Origin of the sequence: Caballeronia sp. BCC1704, assembly GCF_902833455.1 — a bacterium.
GTDB lineage: Bacteria > Pseudomonadota > Gammaproteobacteria > Burkholderiales > Burkholderiaceae > Caballeronia.
This window is the reverse complement of sequence record NZ_CADFFT010000005.1, coordinates 374895-389755: the sequence shown is the minus strand read 5'-3', so window position 1 is coordinate 389755 and position 14861 is coordinate 374895. Positions and strand designations below refer to the sequence as shown.

The window sequence follows — 14861 nt, the reverse complement described above, 5'->3', positions numbered from 1 at the left end:
TTTTTACGAACAGCAGAGGCCTATCTGCTCACAAGATGCACGGAGCCGAGCAATTCGGAAAGCCCGAGCCAGAGAATCTGCACGCCGATGCAGAAGATGACGAACGCGAAAAGCCGCATGGCGACCTGCGTGCCGGCGGTGCCGAGCAACCGTTCCAGATAGCCGGCGAAGCGCACGCAGACGTAGATGCTCGCGCACAGCAGCAGAAGCCCGACCGTCACGCCGACGATATGAACCGGCTGCAAGCCGTGGCGCGGCGAGCCGGTCCCGAGCGCGATGGCCACCGCAATCGAGCCCGGTCCGACGGTGATGGGGAGCGTCAGCGGATAAAACGCCTTCGCGCGCAGCGACGCGCCGCTGCGTGGCGTGGGCGTGGGCTCGGCGGAGGCGTCTTCGTCGGGAGCCTGAAGGAGGCTCCAGCCCGCCATCGAGACCACGATGCCGCCCGCCACGCGCAGCACCGGGATGGAGATGCCGAAGAAGTTGAGCACGTACGCGCCCACTGACAGCGACACCAGCAGAATCACGAAGCTGTTCAACGAAATGCGCCGGGCGAGCTCCTGCCGCTCGGCATCGCTGATATGCGGCAGCATGCTCAACACGACGAGCGCGACCGCGGGCGGATTGATGATCGGAAAGAGCCCGGCGACGATCACGAGCACGGTCTTGACGAATTCGTTGAACATGCTCGATAGGTTCTGGATGTCGATTCGGTTGTCCGTCCTCAGCCGGACACGAGCGGCGCGGTCAGAATGAGCGCGCACTCCGTCAGAAACGAGCCGAGCCCCACGCCGATCAGCACGCGCGCCACGTACGTCCACATGCGCCGGTCGACGTTACCCGAGCAGCGCCATGCCGCCGTGCACCACGCGAGATAAAGCGCGCCGCACGCGGCGAACAGGCCCAGCGTGCCGGGCCAGAACCAGATGGTAATTAGCAAAAACGCTTCGGGAGCAACGGCGCTGCCCCAGAGGTACAGGTACACCGCCCACCATGCGAGATGGATGGGCAGGCCGAGTAGCCACCAGACTTTCCAGAAACGTTCTTCTCCGCGCCAGGCCTTGCGCAACATGCGTCGCCGTATAAAGGAAGGAGGCTGGCATTTTACTTCACCGGATGCGCCCGCACGGTGTCGGCCTCGGCCTCTGCAATGCGGTAACGACTAGGTTCTCGTGGCATTTCAGCATATTGCGTCGCGGCAAACGCCGTCCGCCGCTACGCGCGGCGCTCGGTCAGCATTTGACTGGCGAGGTCGCCGTGATGCATGGCGAGCGCGCGCAGCGACGGCCACATGTGCATGTAGTGGACCATGAAACTGTCCGCGCGCTGAAGCTGATAAGGCGTGTTCAGCGTGATGCAGTCGACCAGTTCCGCATCGCCTGCCATGCCGTGACGCGTGAGCACTCGAATGAACGTGTCCTGATCGCCGCCGCTCGCGTACGTCGACGACTTGTCCGTCACGCCGCCGATCGCCTGCTCCACTTCGCCCAGCACGTCGAAGTTCGCCTGCGTGCGCCGAAAGCCCATGATGCCCGAGTTGAACTGCCAGCTCATGTCCATCGCGATCAGACGGTCGCGGTGGTCAAGCAGACGTTCGAGCGGCATCGACTGATCGAGCACGAGCACGTCCGCGTCGATCCAGAACACCCATTCGTGCTGAGGCAAATGACGGCGCAGCACCCACGGCTTCAGCCAGTTGCCGCTCGCGCCGTGCGGTGATTCGGGCGGGATATCGCGATAAAGATGCAGCGCATAACCGTGGCGCGCGCAGTAGCGCCGCAGATTGCGCTCGGCGATAGCGCCGTACGCGCGAATGTTCGGCGTGTAGAGCATGGCAAGCGCGATGCGCGAATCCGGGCGCAGCGCCTCGTACGCGTCCTCCGCGATATCTGAAGCCGGCAGCGTCAGATATGCCTCGCCCTTTGCCTGACACGCATTGATGTGCGTGGCAAAAAGATCGCGCAGATCGGCGTGGACGGGCTCGTTCGGCGGCGCGTCCGGAATGTCGGCGAGCGCGATGGCGAAGACGCGCAGCCGCGCCCACATCGGATCGATATGCCACGCGGCGGGCACGACGGCATGCGCGCCGTCGATCTGCGTCATGTAGCCGAGTGGCGCCGTCATGCGCAAGAGCGCCGATTCGCTCGCGAGCGCGCCGCCGAAGCGCGCGCCCGCGCACAGGCGTTCGGCAAGCGCGCGGGACGCAGGCGTACTGCGCCAAAGCTGGAACGCGCCGATCACGGCATCGCCTTGGGCGTCGCCCATCGAGACGATCAGCGCGTCGCGCTCAGCGTCGGCCATCAGCGTTTCGCAGGCGATATCGCTCACGATCAGGCAGTCCTGCGTGAGCAGCAGCACAAAGTCGCCGTCGGCAGCGGCGCGCAGCGCGCGCAAGAGCGTCTGGAACTTCAGCAGCATGCGCAGATGCGTCCAGCCGATGCCGCTCGCATCGACGAACTCCTGCGCGTACCCGCGATGCGCGCAATAGCGCCGATGGTTCTCGAACGACGCGTGCGCGTCCCGGCTCGCGAAGAAACTGATGACTCGGGTCGTCATGAAAGCTCGATAAGGGATACAGGCAATCACCGATTCTGCGTTCGCATTCAGGGCTCGGGCAAGCGGCTGGACACTTTGTTTCATGCTGCGTGACGTGGCGCTGACTCGTATCGTCCGCGCGTGCAACAGGATTCAAGACGCCGCGCGCGCGCGCCGCGACAATTTCGCTTTCTGCCAACCGAAGGGGAATTTCTATGACAAGCGAGACGACAGAAACCAGCGCGCGAGCGCAACGCTGCGTGATCGTGGTGGACCGCGCGCTGCCCGCGGGCAAAGCCGCGAACGCGGCGGCGGTGCTCGCGTTGACCATCGGGCAGCGGCACCCGGCGCTCGTCGGCGAACCGCTCGTCGATGCGTCCGGCGTGGCGCATCCGGGGCTGATTCCGGTCGGCATCGCGGTGCTGGCGGCCAGCCAGGACGAACTCGCGACGATTCGCGGCAAGGCGCTCGCGGCCGATTGCGATGTCGTCGCGTTCCCCGAGCAGGGCCAGCAGACGACGGACTACGCCGCCTTCCGCGACGCTGTCGCTACCGTCGTCACCGACGCGCTGCGTTATGTGGGCGTCGCGCTGATCGGCGACAGAAAGCCGGTGAGCAAGGCCGTCGCGAACCTCGGCCTGTTGAAGTGATGCGCGTCAGCCGCGCGTCGCCGCCTTGTACGCGCCGGGCGTCACGCCGAGCATGCGGCGAAACGTGCGCGTCAAGTGCGCCTGATCGGCGAAGCCGGTTTCGGCGGCGATATCGGAGAGCGCATTGCCGCGCCGGATGAGCGCCATCGCGCGGCGCACGCGCGCCTGCCGCTGGTATTCGTGCGGCGTCATGCCGGTTTCGCGACTGAACGCGCGAAACAGGCGATACGGCGGCAGGTCGGCCGCCGCCGCGATTTCGTGCAGACGCAGCGGGTCGGCGAGACGATCTTCGAGAAAGCGCCGCGCCGTGACAATGGCGCGCGGCTCGCTCGTCTCGCGCGGCGCGGTGGTCTGCTTCATGTGACGTTGCGCGAGCCGCGCCGCGAACGAGAGATACCGCTCGTCGCGATACAGCGACGAACCGCGCACTTCCGACGACCGATGCACGTCCTGAAGCGCCATGCTCAACACCGGATCGCGGATGATCGGGCCAATGAGCCCGCCCGCGCGCTTCTCGCCGGTCAACCCGAGCAGATGCGCGACGTCCACGTACAGCGTGCGCTGCGTCCAGCCGCCGCCGTCGACGGGCCAGCCGGCGTGCGGCTCGTCGGCGTCGATGGCGTACAGATCGCCGCGCCGCGCGACGAACTCGGTGCCGCGCATGCGGATGCGAATCGCGCCGCCCGTGAGCAGCGCGAAGCAGGCGGTATCGTGCGCGTGAACGTCGTAGGCGAAGTCCGCGAAACGCCCGCGCAGCAGTTCCGCGCCGAGATCGGGCGCGTGCCAGATCTGCGTGTCGGACGTGGGACGGGCGTTCGTGGACATTCGCCGGCGCTCGGTTACCGCTCGATCGTCGACATGTCGATCACGAAGCGGTACTTCACGTCGCTCTTCAACATGCGCTCGTAGGCGGTGTTGATCTCGTCCATGCGGATCATCTCAATATCGGACGTGATGCCGTGCTTGCCGCAGAAATCGAGCATTTCCTGCGTCTCCGCGATGCCGCCGATGAGCGAGCCCGCCAGCGACCGGCGCTTGAAAATCATGTTGATGACCGACGGCGACGGATGCGGATGCTCCGGCACGCCCACGAGCGTCATGGTGCCGTCACGCTTGAGCAGCGTGATGAACTGGTCGAGATCGTGCGAAGCGGCCACCGTGTTCAGGATGAAGTCGAAGCTGTTGGCGTGCTTGGCCATCTGGTCCGGGTCCTTCGACACGACGACGTCATGCGCGCCCAGACGCTTCGCATCCTCGATCTTGCTCGGCGACGTTGTGAAGAGCACGACATGCGCGCCCATCGCGGCAGCCAGCTTCACGCCCATGTGGCCGAGGCCGCCCAGACCGACGATGCCGACCTTATCGCCTTGCTTCACGCCCCAGTGACGCAGCGGCGAGTACGTGGTGATGCCCGCGCACAGAAGCGGCGCGACCGCGGCCAGTTCGAGATTCTCGGGAACGCGCAGCGTGAAGGCTTCATCGACGACGATGGACGTCGAATAGCCGCCGTACGTCACGCCGCCCGACTTCTTGTCCGGCGAGTTGTAGGTTTGCACGAAGCTCTCCGGGCTTTCGCAATACTGCTCCAGACCTTCCTTGCACGCCTCGCAGACGCGACACGAGTCCACCATGCAGCCGACGCCCGCGAGATCGCCCGCCTTGAACTTCGTCACGTCCGAGCCGACTTCCGTCACGCGCCCGACGATCTCGTGCCCCGGCACGACCGGATAGTTGGTGCCGCCCCATTCGTTGCGCGCCATGTGCAGATCGGAATGGCAGACGCCGCAGAAGAGGATGTCGATACGCACGTCGTTCGGGCCGACATCGCGGCGTTGAATCTCGAGCGGGCCGAGCGGCTTGTCGGCTGCGGACGCTGCATAGGAATAGGCTTTGAACATGGTCGCTTCCTCTTGATCTTGATGCGTGGACAGGGTGCCGGCGCCTTCACGCGGTGGGAAGGCGCGGCTGAAAAGACGTGTGCGCACGGGTCGCGCGGGCTTTTTATGTGTGGCAGCGAACGCTCGCCGCCGTGCTGCCGAGCCGCTGCTCCGTTCTTGCCGATCCCGCCGATACTTCGGCGGCGGCGCGCAGCCTCGTTACTGTATGCCTATCGGAATATTTTTGCTGAGACGGTGGAGTCCGCGGTAGTCAGGGCGATTTCGCGGCGCTGGCGCGTCGGATTTCGCCGTTGCGTGGGAGCCAATACGGCGCCTTGCGAGCGGCGCAAGACAGTGGCGCTCGTCATGTGCGTCCTACGATCGAGAGAGAGAGCCGGACGCCATGCACGCGGCCGGCCTAACACACGCGACACACGCGACACGAGGAGGACCACGATGAAAGCGAATGCCATGACGGTGAGCATCAATTTGCCGACCGGCGCAGTCAGCGCCGAGTTCCACCCGGACACGGGACGGCTGCGGATTCTGGAGCGCGACGTGCTGCGCGTCGAACTGTTTCCGCCGCATTCGTGGTTCACGGTTGCGTCGGTCGCCGGCAATAGCCGATGGGGCACGCGGCCGCGCGAGTCGGACCTCTACCTGGTGCTGCAAAGCTTCATCATGCAGCGGTTCGGCATCGCGGCGTTGGAAAAGGCCATGGCGGTGGCGCATTGAAGCGGCCCGCATGCGCCGAAGCCGCGCCGCCTTGCTTGTAACTCGTTGAAGCGCGCGTCACGGAAAGGCAAACGTGATCCGTGGCGCCGCCGTGCCCCATCTCAATTTAGGAGCCGTCTCATTCATTCTGAAGTTCTCTCTCACTAATCTGTGTGTCCGTCGAAGCTGTTCGGAATCGCGAAGACCGGACAGCACAGTTTTCCATCGTCTTCCACTAGAGAGAGTCAGCATGAAAAGCGTGTTCAAGAAAGCCGCAGTCGTTGCATTGATCGCCAGCACAGCGTTTGGCGTGTCGCCCAGTCTCTTTGCAGCCAGCAAGACGGCGACCTTCCAGGTGACGCTGACCATCCAGGACGACTGCTCCATCGCCGCCAATCCGCTCAACTTCGGGTCCACGGGCGTCATTGCGAGCAACATCGATCAGTCGACGAACCTCGCCGTGACCTGCACGGTCGGCACGCCGTACAACGTCGCGCTCGACGCCGGCAGCCCGGCCGGATCGACTATCCCCGCCCGCACGCTCAAGAACGCGGCGAACACGGGCACCGTGCAATACAACCTCTTCCGCGACTCGGCGCACACGCAGATCTGGGGCCAAACGGTCGGCAGCGACACGGTTTCCGGCGTCGGCAATGGCAGCGCGCAGACAATCTCCGTCTTCGGCCGCGTCCCGGCACAAGCGACGCCCGCCGCGGACACGTACACGTCCACCGTCACGGCCACGGTCGTGTTCTGATCGACACCGGTTGTAGATGTTTCAGGCGCCTCGCTCATGCGAGGCGCTTGCGCTTGTGCAGCGCGCGTTATATCAGATGAGGCGAGACCGGACGCCCTAAAAGGAGGCGACTCATGCGTCGACTGCTTGCTCTCGCCTTGCTCGTCTTTCCAATGTTTCAGGTCACGTCGGCGCAGGCGGCATCGTTACAGATTTCGCCGGTTTCCATTGCACTGGACGCCACGGAAGCCGGTAAGGTGCTCAATCTGCGCAACGACAGCGACGTCGCCATTCACGCTCAAGTGCGCGCATTCGATTGGGACCAGGCCGACGAAGAGGACCGCCTCAGTCCGACGCGCGACCTGCTCGCCAGTCCTCCCATCGCCGAAATCCCTGCGGGCGGCCAGCAAGTCATCCGCGTGATTCGCGCCGACCGCGCCGCTCCGGAACGCGAGCGCTCATACAGGCTGTTGATCGACGAACTGCCGCCGGAAGGCAGCAGCGGACGCAACGGCGTGCAGTTTCGTTTCCGATATTCGGTGCCGCTTTTCGTTGCGCCAGCGGGCGAGGCTACGCCGCCCGACTTGCATTGGTCGATTGTCGAGAAGAGCGGGCAGCCCTTTCTTCGCGTATCCAACACCGGACAGACGCACGCGCGCTTGAGCGCGGTCTCGCTCACGGTCTCCGGGGCCAGTGTGCCCGTCGCGGCCGGATTGCTAGGCTACGTGCTGCCCGGCCGTACGCGCTCATGGCCGCTGACAAGCGTCGCTGGGCAACTGCACGGACGAAGCGGCGACGTGACCGCCACGGTAAACGGCAACGGCGTGAAGGCGCCGCTAGTCGGCAGCGGTTCGCGCTGACTCGCCGCTTCGGGCCGCGCCGTGAGCGCCGCGCGCGACAAACGTCGAACACGACTGAGCCGGCGATGCCGCCGAATCCGCGTCGTGTTCGCACTGTCGGTCATCGGGCAATCGGCCGTCGCGCAGGTCGATATAACAGGCGGCAGTCCGGCCGCGTTACCGAGTCTCACCGGCAGCACGCCTTCGCGAGCCGCTCCTCTGGCTGCGCCGGCGACAGAATCGCTGGTGCTCGAAATCGTCGTCAATGGGACGAGCCAGGGCGAACCTTCGAGCTTCGAATTGCGCGGCGGCGAGCTCTACGCGGAGCCGCAGTCGCTGGTCAACGCGGGCATTCGCGTGGATGACGTCAAGCCCGGCGCGGATGGCTGGGTCGCGCTTGCGTCGATACCGGGCGTGCACGCGACCTACGTGGCACGCACTCAGCAAGCCGTGCTCGAAGTCGCCAAAGACCGGCAGATCGCTCAACAAATTGGCTACCGCTTGCCCGCCGTGCCGAAGGCGACGCCGGGCACCGGCTTCGTCCTCAATTACGATGCGACGTATCAACGCTCGTCGGGCGAAGTGCATGGCGATCAGTTCGGCGTCTGGAGCGAGCAGCGGTTGTTTTCGCCGTTCGGCGTGTTCGACAACACGGGCACGTACCTGAACGGCACCGATCTCAACCGCTATACGCGCCTCGACACGAACTGGACGTACACCGACGCCACGAAGCTCTTCTCGCTGACGGTAGGCGACGCCATCTCCGGATCGCTGGCCTGGTCGCGTTCAGTTCGCTTCGGGGGCATTCAGATTCGGCGCGACTTCGCGCTTCGTCCCGACCTCATCACGTTCCCGCTGCCGATGTTCACGGGCTCCGCCGCCGTGCCCTCAGCGGTGGATCTGTACATCAACGGGCTGCGGCAATACAGCGGCGACGTGGCGCCGGGTCCGTTTCAGATCGCGCAGGCGCCGAGCCTGACGGGCGCGGGCGTCGCGCAGGTCGTCGTCACCGACGCGCTGGGCCGGCGCGTGACCACGAGCGTGCCCCTTTATGTGGACACGCGCCTGCTCGCGAAGGGCCTCTTCGACTACTCCGTCGAGTTCGGTTTCCTTCGCAACGACTACACGCTGCGATCCTGGTCGTACGACTCGTCGCCCGTATTCAGCGGCACCTTCAACTACGGAATGAGCGACAGCCTTACGCTTCAGGCGCACGCGGAAGCGGCAAAGGATCTGCGCAACGGCGGCGGCGGCGCGGTCCTGGCTTTGGGCAACCGGGGCACATTAAGCGCCGCGGTGGCGGGCAGCAACGGGAACGGCGAGTCGGGCGCGCTCGCGAGTCTCGGCTATCAATATATCGGCCCGCGCTTCTCGGTGAACCTGCAAGGCACGCGCGCGACGAGCGGCTATCGCGACATCGCGTCGCTCGGCGGCGCATCGACCTTCGAACACCTCTATCAGGCGACCGCGTCCGTGGCGCTCTTTCGCACGCAGTCGGCGAGCGTCAGCTATATCGACTCGAAGGATACGTTCTCGGGCCATGCGCGCGTCGTCACGCTCGCCTATAACGCCCAGCTCGGCGCGCGCTGGTCGCTTTTCGCGAGTGTCTTTCGCGACTTCCTGCAGACCAAGGTCTATGGCGGATCGATCGGTCTGACGCTGAGTCTGGGCGGCAATGCGTCCGCGAGCGCGACCGTTTCGCAATCCGGCGGCCATACGACAGCCGATGTCAGCGCGTCGCGCCCGGCCGACTTCACCGGCGGATGGGGCTGGGCGGTGCAGGGCGGCGCGGGCGCGGATTACCGGCATGCCTTTGCCGGCGCGAATTACCGCGCGAGCTTCGGCGACTTCCAGGCGACGGCGCAGCGTTTCAATGGCACCACGACGAGCACGTTGCAAGCAGCGGGCGCGATCGTGGCGATGGACGGCACCGTTCTGGCCTCGCGCTCGCTTGGCGACGGCTTCGCGCTCGTCTCGACAGACGGCGTCGCCCGTGTGCCTGTGTTGCAGGAGAACCGCGTGGTCGGCGTGACCAACCGCGACGGTTACCTGCTCGTGCCGGACCTGTTGTCGTATCAGCGCAATCAGCTCGCCATCGACCCGCTTGCTTTACCGGCCGACACGATGATCGACAAGACACAAATGGATGTCGCGCCCGAGCGGCGTGCCGGCGTGCTGGCGCGCTTCGGCTTGAGCCGTTATCGAGGCGCGTCGGTGAGTTTCGTCGATGCCAATGGCAATGCAATCCCGCCCGGCAGCATCGCGACGGTGACGGACACGGGCGCGTCGGCAGTCGTCGGTTATGACGGTGTCGCCTTCTTCGAACAGTTGTCCGCGATGAACGCGGTTACCATCCACGGCAAGAGCATCGACTGCGCGGCCGACGTGGCCTTCGATCCATCGACGGCACGGACGATGCCGCAGCTCGGTCCGATCGCGTGCCGCGCGACGAGAAAACCGTGACGCGCCGTGGCCTATGCCGAATCTCGATCCCAAGGACGCACGCTATGCATGATGCCGCGAGACGGACGCTCGACTGGAGGCGACTAGCGCTCTGCGCGTTGCTGTTGGCGGTGCTGCCGCGTATCGCGTGGTCGCAAAGCTGTACGTTCACCACGAGCAACATCAGCTTCGGCGCGGTGAGTACGATCAGCGGTGTGCCCGCCGACGCGGCAGGAACGCTCGGCGTCAGTTGCACCGGCTTTTCGACGGCGACCGTGAGGCTGTGCCTGAGCCTCGGCGCGCCTGCAGGTACCACGTTCACGCAGCGCTCTTTGAGCGGACCGTCGAGCAACAAGCTGACAGCGAACATCTATTCCGACGCGTCGCATCAAACGGCATGGGGCTCGTACTATTCGTCGGGATCGCCGCCGCTCGTCCAGCTGGATTTGCCCGTGACTGCGGGAAGCGCATCCACCAATGTGACGATGTATGGCCGCGTCGACGCGAATCAGCTTTCGGCCATTGTCGGCAGCTATACGCTGACATTCACGACCAACGACACGCTCTTCGCCTACTCGGGATACACGGGCACGCCGCCCAGTTGCACCAGCTTCATCAGTCCTAGCGGGAGAACGAGCTTCACGCTCTCCGCGAACGTCGTCGCGGACTGCAACATCGTCGCGGCGCCGCTCGCCTTTCCCGCGGCGAGTCTGCTGAACCAGCCGCTTCAGGCGACGAGCACCGTGCAAGTGACGTGCGTCTCGGGCGCCCCGTACACCGTCGCACTGGACGGCGGCACGACAGCCGGCGGCACCGTCGCAATGCGCAAGCTAGGGCTTCAATCGGGCGCCGCGACGGTCGACTACCAGCTATACACCGACGCGGCCCGCACTCAGCCGTGGGGCGATGGCACCAACGGCACGACGACGAACACGGGGACGGGCGTCGGCTCGTCGCAATCGTTTGTTGTCTACGGTCAGGTGCCGGCTCAACCATCGAAGCCGGCCGGCACCTACTCAGACACGATCACAGCGACAGTCAGCTTTTGAGCGCGAAGAGCAGCGCCTGTTGCGGCCGCCACCGCATTTTCTTGCGACGTGGCATCATCAAGACGCTGTCCGCCATCCACGCAACCGCTCGCCGGAGACGCCATGGAAGTGACCATCAGCGAATTGACAGGGCTGCTCGAGGAATTGGAACGCGAAGATCCCGTCGATTACGGCGACCTGCCGTTCGGCGAGCCGGAACTGCGCGGTCTTGTCTTGACATCGCTTCTGGAAAGGCATCGCAGCCTGCAGGCGAGCGGGCTCAATGCCGGCGATGTGAACGTCACTTACATGCTCACCACGGCGCTGCTTGTCATCGAGAATCTTGTCTTGCACGCGCGGCTGCTGTTGCTGCAAGGGCAGCGCATCGATGTTAGCGCGCTGTTGCGCAGGTATTCGGGCGGGTGAATTCGCGCGCGGCGTGGCGTCGCCGATTAGTCGCGCAGGCGGCTGGGCGGCCGATATCCGGGAATTTGCTGCAACGCCTCATGGCAAGCTGCCGACAGCGCGGCCAGCCGTTCGACGCTCGCGCGCAGTTGCGCATGCGTCTGCGCAATGTCCTCGCGAAGCATTTCGATTCGAGGCGTGATTCGGTCTTCAATAGCCTCGCCAATTGCGCCGCACGCGAGGAGCGCTTCGGCGTCATGACGTGCTTCCCGAAGCTCGATCACATGAAGCTTGTTCTGCGCGATTAACCTTGCGTGCGATTCGGCGATCTGACCGAGCCCCATCGCCCGCATGCGTTCGATGAATTGACGCATCGAACGCAACGTGGCGTCGCCGGCGTCGTAGGCCATGAATTGAACATCATCGATGGACAGCGACAGCCGGCCTTCCGGGGTGTCGAATTCGAGCTTCGTGGGCATGACGGTGGCAACGCGTGGTGTGAGTTGCCCAAATTCTAGGCACGCCGTAACGGTCGGCGTTTAGGAGAAGGCCGAATTCGACGTGAGGCTCGAGGATCACTGCGTTTCGCGTTCCCGGGATGATTCAGGCGTTAGCGCGTCTTCGTCGCGGCCGACGTGGTGGAGGTCGACTCGTCCACTACGTCAAGCCCGCAGTCGCCGAACGTGTACCAGTTTTCGCCCAGCAACTCCGCCGGATGCTGCGTGCGGCTCCATCCATTTCCGCGAAGCAGGGCATTCGCTCCGCAGTAATGGTCGCGGCCCCAGCAATTGCGTTCCGGGTGCTTCGGACGAAGGGGAAATCGCTTTGCCATGTCTTCCTGATCCTCGGTCCGATGCGGCTGGCACCTTCAAAGAGGCTACGACGCGCCCGACTGCCGGCCAACAGAACGAGTTCGAACGTTCACGAATGGCGGCTTCGTCATGTTTCTCACGAACGCCGCGCGTTGCTTAGTCAACAAGCCGCGACCGCCGCCTGCGTGCTGCCGGTGAGCAATAGTTCGATGAGATCCCGCACACTGCGGATCGCCGCGCCGAACGGCAACTTCTCGCGCCCCCGGAAGAATAAGCCGTTGCCCACATCGCCGCGCAGCGCCGCCGCGAGCCGCGTGTCGATGCAGAAGTGTCCGAACTTCTCGATGCCGTCGCGCAATCCGCACGCGCTCAGGCATTCGAGCGCCGTCGGACAGGTCTGCTTCCGTGCGCCGATCTTCGTGCGGATGCGCTCTTCGTTGCGCAAGTAGCGCATGAGCCACGGCGTCTTCACGGCTCTCGCAGGCAGGCCGGTCACGCTGACGAACTCGACAATATCGTCCGGCGTCGCCTGCGCGAGCACGCGCTTGAATTCGGGATGCGCGTCACCTTCCTCCGTCACCGCGAACGGCGTGCCGATCTGGACGCCGTTGGCGCCGGCCGCGAGCCATGTGCGCACGGCTTCGTGGCTGTTGATGCCGCCCGCGACGATCACCGGCACGTCCGCACGCGCCAGCCCGAGCGACGCGAAGACGGTCTCCAGGTCCGCGAGCACGCGCGCGAACCCGAAGCGCTCGTTGTCCATGTCGGAGACGTCGTTCACGCCGAGGTGTCCGCCGGCATGCGCCGGATGTTCGATCACGATGGCATCCGGCAAGCGTCCCTTCTTCATCCACTTCTTCAGCACGAGCGCGACGCCGCGGCTGTCGGACAGAATCGGGATCAGCGCGATATCGCAGCCTTGCGTGAGATCGGGCAAATCGAGCGGCAAGCCCGCGCCCATCACGATCGCATCGGCGCGCGCTTCGCACGCCACGCGCACGTAGTCGGCGTGGGCGCTGACCGCTTTCATCACGTTCACGGCGATCATGCCGCGACCTTCCGACAGTTCACGCGCGCCGCGAATCTCGCGCTCGAGCGCGGTCAGATTCGCCCGCTCCAGCGTTTCGCGCGACGGATCGGCGCGGCACATGTCGAGCAGATCGGCGTGATGGTGACGCAGATCGATGCTCGCGATGGTGCCGACCGCGCCTTCTCGCGCCACGCTGCCCGCGAGTCGGTGCGCCGAAATGCCGACGCCCATGCCGCCCTGCACGATCGGCAGCACGCTGCGCCCGCGAATGACGAGCGGCGCGAACGCGCTCTTTCCCGCGCTCGGAGAAGTTTGGATTCCAGCTTGATTTCGATTCATGATCTGACTGCCTGATAGGTTGGCAAGAGCCGTCGATGCGCCGCTAAGTTTTCGCGGTCGCTGCGTCCGATCGGTCGGCGTCGTGTCCCGCGGCATAGAGCGCGACCCGGACGCGACTCGTGCAGTTGAGCTTGCGCAAGATCTTTCGCACGTGGATCTTCACGGCGCTCTTAGCCAGCGAGGACGTCAGTGGCTCGTGCCCGGCTTCCGCTAGCGTCGCCGGGCCGCCGCGTGCTTGCGACGAGCTTTCGCGGTGATGTCATCGGCGATAACCGGTTCGCCCGCCGCCTTTCGAAGGGCCACGCAAAGCGCCTCCGCTTCGATGTTCTTCGGCAAATAGCCGCATGCGCCTTCGCGCAGTGCGACGGTCAACTCGTCGACGTCCTTCGACACCGTCGGCATGACGACAGCGGCACGCCACGAATCTGCCGATGTCATCAAGATCGTAGCCCTGACCATTGGCGTCGACAAGCAGCCTGCATTTGCTTTCATTGACGATCGTCACATCGATTCGCGGTGCTCGTCCGCGATCGCCGATTCCAGAACGTAGACGTAATTCGAACACGAACGTCAATCAGGGCATGAGCTTGGAATGTCAGCACGGGAGATCAGCAAGGTATTGGCGCAATGCGTCGCTCGTAACGAACTGCCCTTACCACAGACCGCATAGAAAGCAACGAGGCACTACACTTTGCATCAGCCCTTAATTTGCGATTCCTTCGGCACAGCGTAGCGCCCGTCGCGATAGGCGAGCGTAAAGTTCTTTCGCTTCGGCGCGCCGTTTTTATTGACGCACACGCCTTTGGCGATGCGCGACACACTATGCACCGTCATCTCGGCGATCTTCAGCGAAGCATAGCCCTCGGCGCCGGGCGCCCCCGTCGAAAGCGTACGCGTGGTGGAGTCGTACCAGCCGGCGCAATGCGTGTCCCATTCGCCGCTCGCCTGCGAGATCGTCAGTCGGTCGAGCACGGGGCGCAGCGTCTGGCCGTCGAATGCGTAGAGACTCAGCGATGTCTCGCCATGTGGCTTGGGCCCAGACGATCCGTCGGAACTCATGCGCACGCCGAACGCGCGCTGCGTCGGCGCGACTTGATAAGGCGCGGTGTCGAGCGCGATATCGGCCGACGCGCCTGCGCGCTGCCTGATCGCACTTGGCTCATATACATGCGCCACGATCTCGCCGGTCGCGGTATCGGCGACGAGCACCTCGAGGTCGTTCGCGTTTTCCTTCGACTGTGTGCCGTCGCCGGAGAACGCAAGCGCCGCGAGCGTCAACGCGGGGCTCGCGGGCCACGCCTCGCAAACGCTGAGCGCGCTATCGAGCGTCTTTTCGGGATGCAGCGTGTTTGCCCACGTCTGCATCATGTCCTCGCAACCGGCGTGCGCGAGCATCGGCGCGAAGAGACTGGCGGCAAGGAGAATGAGTTTCTTGTTCATGTTGTGGCATCGGC

Annotated in this window: 17 protein-coding genes; 7 read left to right on the top strand and 10 right to left on the bottom strand. The window is 64.7% G+C overall.

Annotated elements, in window-relative coordinates:
• Positions 1–20: 20 nt before the first annotated feature.
• The 3 genes from HWX53_RS24845 to HWX53_RS24835 form a co-directional block, all read right to left on the bottom strand.
• Positions 21–686, bottom strand: coding sequence for a MarC family protein (locus HWX53_RS24845; protein WP_175945852.1), 666 nt, complete (start codon positions 684–686; stop codon positions 21–23).
• Positions 687–724: 38 nt separating this feature from the next.
• Positions 725–1072 (bottom strand): hypothetical protein, encoded by a 348-nt coding sequence (locus HWX53_RS24840; RefSeq protein WP_175945850.1) that lies wholly within the window; start codon positions 1070–1072, stop codon positions 725–727.
• 143 nt (positions 1073–1215) lie between these two features.
• Complete coding sequence (locus tag HWX53_RS24835; protein ID WP_175945848.1) at positions 1216–2556, bottom strand: hypothetical protein; 1341 nt, start codon at positions 2554–2556, stop codon at positions 1216–1218.
• Positions 2557–2750: 194 nt separating this feature from the next.
• On the opposite strand from HWX53_RS24835, the gene HWX53_RS24830 reads away from it, so the two are divergent.
• On the top strand, positions 2751–3185 hold the full coding sequence (locus HWX53_RS24830; RefSeq protein WP_175945846.1) for a DUF2000 domain-containing protein: 435 nt from the start codon (positions 2751–2753) through the stop codon (positions 3183–3185).
• 6 nt (positions 3186–3191) lie between these two features.
• Here HWX53_RS24830 and HWX53_RS24825 read toward each other — a convergent pair whose 3' ends face one another.
• Together HWX53_RS24825 and HWX53_RS24820 are read right to left on the bottom strand one after the other, a co-directional pair.
• A complete protein-coding gene (locus HWX53_RS24825; RefSeq protein ID WP_175945844.1) occupies positions 3192–4010 on the bottom strand; it encodes an AraC family transcriptional regulator in 819 nt (272 codons plus the stop codon).
• A 14-nt stretch (positions 4011–4024) separates the two neighbouring features.
• Positions 4025–5083 (bottom strand): NAD(P)-dependent alcohol dehydrogenase, encoded by a 1059-nt coding sequence (locus HWX53_RS24820; protein ID WP_175945842.1) that lies wholly within the window; start codon positions 5081–5083, stop codon positions 4025–4027.
• Positions 5084–5518: 435 nt separating this feature from the next.
• Here HWX53_RS24820 and HWX53_RS24815 point away from each other — a divergent pair, with 435 nt between their 5' ends.
• The 6 genes from HWX53_RS24815 (at position 5519) to HWX53_RS24790 (ending at position 11247) form a co-directional block, all read left to right on the top strand.
• The gene (locus tag HWX53_RS24815) at positions 5519–5797 is read left to right on the top strand and encodes a hypothetical protein (RefSeq protein ID WP_175945840.1); all 279 of its coding nucleotides are present in this window, start codon (positions 5519–5521) and stop codon (positions 5795–5797) included.
• A 229-nt stretch (positions 5798–6026) separates the two neighbouring features.
• Positions 6027–6533, top strand: coding sequence for a spore coat U domain-containing protein (locus tag HWX53_RS24810; protein WP_175945838.1), 507 nt, complete (start codon positions 6027–6029; stop codon positions 6531–6533).
• Between the two features lie 113 nt (positions 6534–6646).
• A complete protein-coding gene (locus tag HWX53_RS24805; protein WP_175945836.1) occupies positions 6647–7372 on the top strand; it encodes a molecular chaperone in 726 nt (241 codons plus the stop codon).
• Between the two features lie 84 nt (positions 7373–7456).
• Positions 7457–9814 carry a fimbria/pilus outer membrane usher protein gene (locus HWX53_RS24800; protein WP_244140258.1) on the top strand — a complete coding sequence of 786 codons (2358 nt, stop codon included), beginning with the start codon at positions 7457–7459 and terminating at the stop codon, positions 9812–9814.
• A gap of 44 nt (positions 9815–9858) precedes the next feature.
• Positions 9859–10842 carry a spore coat protein U domain-containing protein gene (locus HWX53_RS24795; RefSeq protein WP_175945833.1) on the top strand — a complete coding sequence of 328 codons (984 nt, stop codon included), beginning with the start codon at positions 9859–9861 and terminating at the stop codon, positions 10840–10842.
• 102 nt (positions 10843–10944) lie between these two features.
• Positions 10945–11247 (top strand): hypothetical protein, encoded by a 303-nt coding sequence (locus HWX53_RS24790; RefSeq protein WP_175945831.1) that lies wholly within the window; start codon positions 10945–10947, stop codon positions 11245–11247.
• Between the two features lie 26 nt (positions 11248–11273).
• Here HWX53_RS24790 and HWX53_RS24785 read toward each other — a convergent pair whose 3' ends face one another.
• The 5 genes from HWX53_RS24785 to HWX53_RS24765 form a co-directional block, all read right to left on the bottom strand.
• Positions 11274–11705 (bottom strand): hypothetical protein, encoded by a 432-nt coding sequence (locus HWX53_RS24785; RefSeq protein WP_175945829.1) that lies wholly within the window; start codon positions 11703–11705, stop codon positions 11274–11276.
• Between the two features lie 131 nt (positions 11706–11836).
• Positions 11837–12058, bottom strand: a complete 222-nt coding sequence (locus tag HWX53_RS24780) for a DUF3079 domain-containing protein (RefSeq protein ID WP_175945827.1) — start codon at positions 12056–12058, stop codon at positions 11837–11839.
• 140 nt (positions 12059–12198) lie between these two features.
• Positions 12199–13407 carry a nitronate monooxygenase family protein gene (locus HWX53_RS24775; protein ID WP_175945826.1) on the bottom strand — a complete coding sequence of 403 codons (1209 nt, stop codon included), beginning with the start codon at positions 13405–13407 and terminating at the stop codon, positions 12199–12201.
• A 210-nt stretch (positions 13408–13617) separates the two neighbouring features.
• On the bottom strand, positions 13618–13845 hold the full coding sequence (locus HWX53_RS24770; protein ID WP_175945824.1) for a hypothetical protein: 228 nt from the start codon (positions 13843–13845) through the stop codon (positions 13618–13620).
• 258 nt (positions 13846–14103) lie between these two features.
• Entirely contained in the window at positions 14104–14847 is a 744-nt protein-coding gene (locus HWX53_RS24765; RefSeq protein ID WP_175945822.1) for a hypothetical protein, read from the bottom strand.
• Between the last annotated feature and the right edge of the window lie 14 nt (positions 14848–14861).

Excerpts from the sequence above, each read along its gene's own strand:
- HWX53_RS24845 (WP_175945852.1), bottom strand. The coding sequence starts at position 686 with ATGTTCAACGAATTCGTCAAGACCGTGCTCGTGATCGTCGCCGGGCTC.
- HWX53_RS24840 (WP_175945850.1), bottom strand. The coding sequence starts at position 1,072 with ATGTTGCGCAAGGCCTGGCGCGGAGAAGAACGTTTCTGGAAAGTCTGG.
- HWX53_RS24835 (WP_175945848.1), bottom strand. The coding sequence starts at position 2,556 with ATGACGACCCGAGTCATCAGTTTCTTCGCGAGCCGGGACGCGCACGCG.
- HWX53_RS24830 (WP_175945846.1), top strand. The coding sequence starts at position 2,751 with ATGACAAGCGAGACGACAGAAACCAGCGCGCGAGCGCAACGCTGCGTG.
- HWX53_RS24825 (WP_175945844.1), bottom strand. The coding sequence starts at position 4,010 with ATGTCCACGAACGCCCGTCCCACGTCCGACACGCAGATCTGGCACGCG.
- HWX53_RS24820 (WP_175945842.1), bottom strand. The coding sequence starts at position 5,083 with ATGTTCAAAGCCTATTCCTATGCAGCGTCCGCAGCCGACAAGCCGCTC.
- HWX53_RS24815 (WP_175945840.1), top strand. The coding sequence starts at position 5,519 with ATGAAAGCGAATGCCATGACGGTGAGCATCAATTTGCCGACCGGCGCA.
- HWX53_RS24810 (WP_175945838.1), top strand. The coding sequence starts at position 6,027 with ATGAAAAGCGTGTTCAAGAAAGCCGCAGTCGTTGCATTGATCGCCAGC.
- HWX53_RS24805 (WP_175945836.1), top strand. The coding sequence starts at position 6,647 with ATGCGTCGACTGCTTGCTCTCGCCTTGCTCGTCTTTCCAATGTTTCAG.
- HWX53_RS24795 (WP_175945833.1), top strand. The coding sequence starts at position 9,859 with ATGCATGATGCCGCGAGACGGACGCTCGACTGGAGGCGACTAGCGCTC.
- HWX53_RS24790 (WP_175945831.1), top strand. The coding sequence starts at position 10,945 with ATGGAAGTGACCATCAGCGAATTGACAGGGCTGCTCGAGGAATTGGAA.
- HWX53_RS24785 (WP_175945829.1), bottom strand. The coding sequence starts at position 11,705 with ATGCCCACGAAGCTCGAATTCGACACCCCGGAAGGCCGGCTGTCGCTG.
- HWX53_RS24780 (WP_175945827.1), bottom strand. The coding sequence starts at position 12,058 with ATGGCAAAGCGATTTCCCCTTCGTCCGAAGCACCCGGAACGCAATTGC.
- HWX53_RS24775 (WP_175945826.1), bottom strand. The coding sequence starts at position 13,407 with ATGAATCGAAATCAAGCTGGAATCCAAACTTCTCCGAGCGCGGGAAAG.
- HWX53_RS24770 (WP_175945824.1), bottom strand. The coding sequence starts at position 13,845 with ATGACATCGGCAGATTCGTGGCGTGCCGCTGTCGTCATGCCGACGGTG.
- HWX53_RS24765 (WP_175945822.1), bottom strand. The coding sequence starts at position 14,847 with ATGAACAAGAAACTCATTCTCCTTGCCGCCAGTCTCTTCGCGCCGATG.